We start from the raw sequence: 3,059 nt of genomic DNA on the forward strand, positions 1-3,059 counted from the left end.
TCAGCTTCCACAAAAAGATTTACCACACCATAACCCATATTCAGAATGATTCCGTAGCGATATGGATTCTCTGGATTTTTGATACTCACTTTTGTTTCTTGCCGATTGAGAGCTTTTATTTCGGCGTAGTTTCTGCTACCTCTCAGCAGCATTCCGATATAAGCCCCAATGCCAAAATTGAAGGTCTTTTGATTGTTTTGTCCGTAGAAATTGATGGTTGGAATTATCTTAAAATCAGTATAAAACAACGACTGATTGTTGGTATAAGGCGTGATTTCTTTGGGTAAAGCCGTGGCGTTTAGGCGGTCAACGGTATAGTAATTATCGCCATTGCGGGCTGGTTTGAAAACCGCCACTGTATCATATTTTGTATTATCAAGGCTATTGAGGCGAAGCAAATAAGCATTGCGTTTGGTGCTAATGCTCCGCAAATGATACCAACTTACATCAAAGCCGTAGCGAAGTACAATTTCTTTATGACCAGTACGAATAAAACTTTCTTGACGCATCAAAGCCACGCTCAAACTCGGTGAAGTCAGGAAGTTTTGACGAAAAATTTGTTCCGTCATTTTAAACGGATTATACGTAACGGTGCTGACAGATAGATAGTTAGCAGAGTTTAGTCCCACCGAAAGATTGAGGTAGGTATTGCGTTTGAGGCGTTGCCACGAAGTCATGCCTTCCAATTGTCGCTGGGTGGTCATTTCTTTGGTGTAGCTATTTCCTTCGTAGTCTTGTCGGAAACTTCGACGAACGTTCGATGGCATCTCGTCCAAATCCTGATTCATCTGCACCACAATTCTATTCAAATCGTATTTTTCGAGAGCCTTTAGGTCTTCTTTGGTTTGTCCCCAAAGCACAATTCGCTTGCGTTTACCAATATTCACCACTATTGAGTCAATGTCAGTGATTTCTTTAGCAAAAGAGAGCGTCGTTAAACACGAGAATAGCAATGTGAGCAGTTTATTCATTTAAATTTCATGTTTCGGTTGAACCTTGTCAGTGGAGACACTGACAACGGAGAGTAGGGCTTTGCCAAAACTAATAGGATGTGTGCGAAAAATTTTACGCAAGCCATTGTCTGTGTCTCCACAGACAATACACTATCTATCTATTGGTCGAGTCAGCGGCCATTGTTTCATTTTTGAAACTTTCTTTTACAAAAGCCCAAACTTTGTTGGGTTTGCTACTATTTACGGCAGGCAATTCTTCGTTGGGTTCAGTACCTTTTTTACCTAATTTCCTGCTCAAACGAGCCACCAAACCATTTTTTTTCTCATTTCTTGGAGCTTGATTATAATCCTCTTCATCATCAGGGATTTCCAAAATCGCTACTCGCTCACGGCGTTGTGGTGCAACTCGTTTCTCAACAAAACCTTGATACGGCACAAATCTATAATTATCATTCGCAGGCGTTTGCTGTGCTATATTCGATTCAGTTTCGCTCGATGAAACATTGTTTGGTGTTTCATTAACGGCCACAGTTGGCTCATCGGTCACACCATTTTCGTTGTCAGGGCTTGTATCAAGTTGTTCTGTGTTTTGTTTTTTACTTATAGCTATCGGACTTACCACATTGTTTTTGCGGGTATTGCCATTGGCCATCAGTTGTGTAGATTCAGTAGTAGTAGGGTTTAAGGTTGGTTGCGTTGAAATAGTAGGAATTTGTTCTTTAATTACTTGATTATGAGCTGTTACTGCGGTTTCATTATTATAAAAATACATACCTAATCCACCCAGCAAAATTACGCTTGCTGCTGCGGCTTGCCACCACACAAATGGCTTTTTACGCTTTGTTTGTTTTTGTTCGATGCGTTGCCATACATCTTGTTTGTTCCATTCAAGAAACTGTGCATCACCGAATGGGGATTCTTGAAATGATGATTTTCCGAAAGGAAAATCTCTTTCAAAATCCATTTCAGTTTCACCGACTTTTTCTTGAATTTTCTTATAAAACTCCTCTGTCTTCATGATTTTTATTCATTTGGGCTGGCTGCTTGCTTAGCAGTTTGCCTATAAAGAATTTTCTTCTGTAATAATTTTCGAGCGTGGTTTAGCTGCGACTTTGATGTGCCTTCGTTGATGTTGAGTTGCTCGGCAATTTCTTTGTGCGAATAGCCCTCAATGGCAAAAAGATTAAAAACTGTGCGATAGCCATCGGGTAGCTCGGCAATGAGTTGATGAATCTCATCGCTCGAAATCGAATCCAAGATATTATCATCAACGGGTGTTTCGATGGCCTCGCTTTCGGGCATAAGTTGAAAACTTGCTTGCTTGCGGAGTAACATCAACGACTCGTTAATCACAATTCTTTTCATCCAAGCCTCAAACGACCGCAAATTATCGAACCTGAAATTGGCAGCACCTTCAAAAATCTTGAGGAAAGAATCAACCACCAAATCTTCGGCCGTCATGCGGTCACGCACGTAGCGATATGCCACTCGATACAAAAAGCTTCCATATTGCTCAAAAATATTCTTTTGGGCAATGGGGTCTTTGCTTCGTAAGCTTTCGATGGTGGCAGTTGCTATCAAATGGTTTCGTAACAGACGTTTCTTATGATGTAAATGCAGAAAAAGCCTTTAAAGTTGTATGAAGATAAAAATATTTTTTCGGACATAACTATTTGGCTGTAAGTATTTTCGGGCTTATTGCTGCTCAGAAATGGGCTCTAAGTAAAAATATCATAAAAAACTACTAAAATAATTGTATAGTTTTTGTTTTTTCGATTGAAATCTCTAATTTTGCAGTCCGTTTTAGAAAAGTAATAGGAATTTCAATAAATAAAGTAATGAAAAAAGATATTCATCCAAATTATAGACCAGTTGTTTTCTGGGATTTGTCAACTAACTTCAAGTTTTTGACAAAATCATGTGCCAATACCAAAGAAACTATCGTTTGGGAAGATGGTAACGAATACCCAGTTTACAAAGTGGAGGTTAGCTCTGACTCACACCCATTCTACACTGGTAAAAACGTATTGCTTGATACAGCAGGTCGTGTTGATAAATTCAACAAGCGTTACGGAAAGAAATAATTTTCTTCTGGTATCAGATAAA

4 protein-coding genes are annotated in these 3,059 nt (G+C 39.2%); 1 reads left to right on the forward strand and 3 read right to left on the reverse strand.

All coding sequences use genetic code 11. From position 1 onward, the window contains the following. The 3 genes from ACOVO2_RS25390 to ACOVO2_RS25400 all read right to left on the reverse strand — a co-directional run. A partial coding sequence (locus ACOVO2_RS25390) for a hypothetical protein (protein WP_421772669.1) occupies positions 1-971 on the reverse strand: 971 nt, incomplete at its 3' end. Between the two features lie 136 nt (positions 972-1,107). Further along, positions 1,108-1,971 carry a hypothetical protein gene (locus ACOVO2_RS25395; protein ID WP_421772670.1) on the reverse strand — a complete coding sequence of 288 codons (864 nt, stop codon included), beginning with the start codon at positions 1,969-1,971 and terminating at the stop codon, positions 1,108-1,110. A 5-nt stretch (positions 1,972-1,976) separates the two neighbouring features. Further along, positions 1,977-2,534, reverse strand: a complete 558-nt coding sequence (locus tag ACOVO2_RS25400) for an RNA polymerase sigma factor (protein WP_421772671.1) — start codon at positions 2,532-2,534, stop codon at positions 1,977-1,979. A 257-nt stretch (positions 2,535-2,791) separates the two neighbouring features. Between ACOVO2_RS25400 and ACOVO2_RS25405 the strand changes: the two genes are divergently transcribed. Continuing rightward, entirely contained in the window at positions 2,792-3,037 is a 246-nt protein-coding gene (locus tag ACOVO2_RS25405; RefSeq protein WP_421772672.1) for a type B 50S ribosomal protein L31, read from the forward strand. The last annotated feature ends 22 nt before the right edge of the window (positions 3,038-3,059 follow it).

The sequence above is a fragment of the Emticicia sp. genome (assembly GCF_049241225.1).
GTDB lineage: Bacteria > Bacteroidota > Bacteroidia > Cytophagales > Spirosomataceae > Emticicia.

What these genes read in the sequence shown, in the direction of transcription:
- ACOVO2_RS25395 (WP_421772670.1), bottom strand. Translation starts at nt 1,971, where the DNA reads ATGAAGACAGAGGAGTTTTATAAGAAAATTCAAGAAAAAGTCGGTGAA.
- ACOVO2_RS25405 (WP_421772672.1), top strand. Translation starts at nt 2,792, where the DNA reads ATGAAAAAAGATATTCATCCAAATTATAGACCAGTTGTTTTCTGGGAT.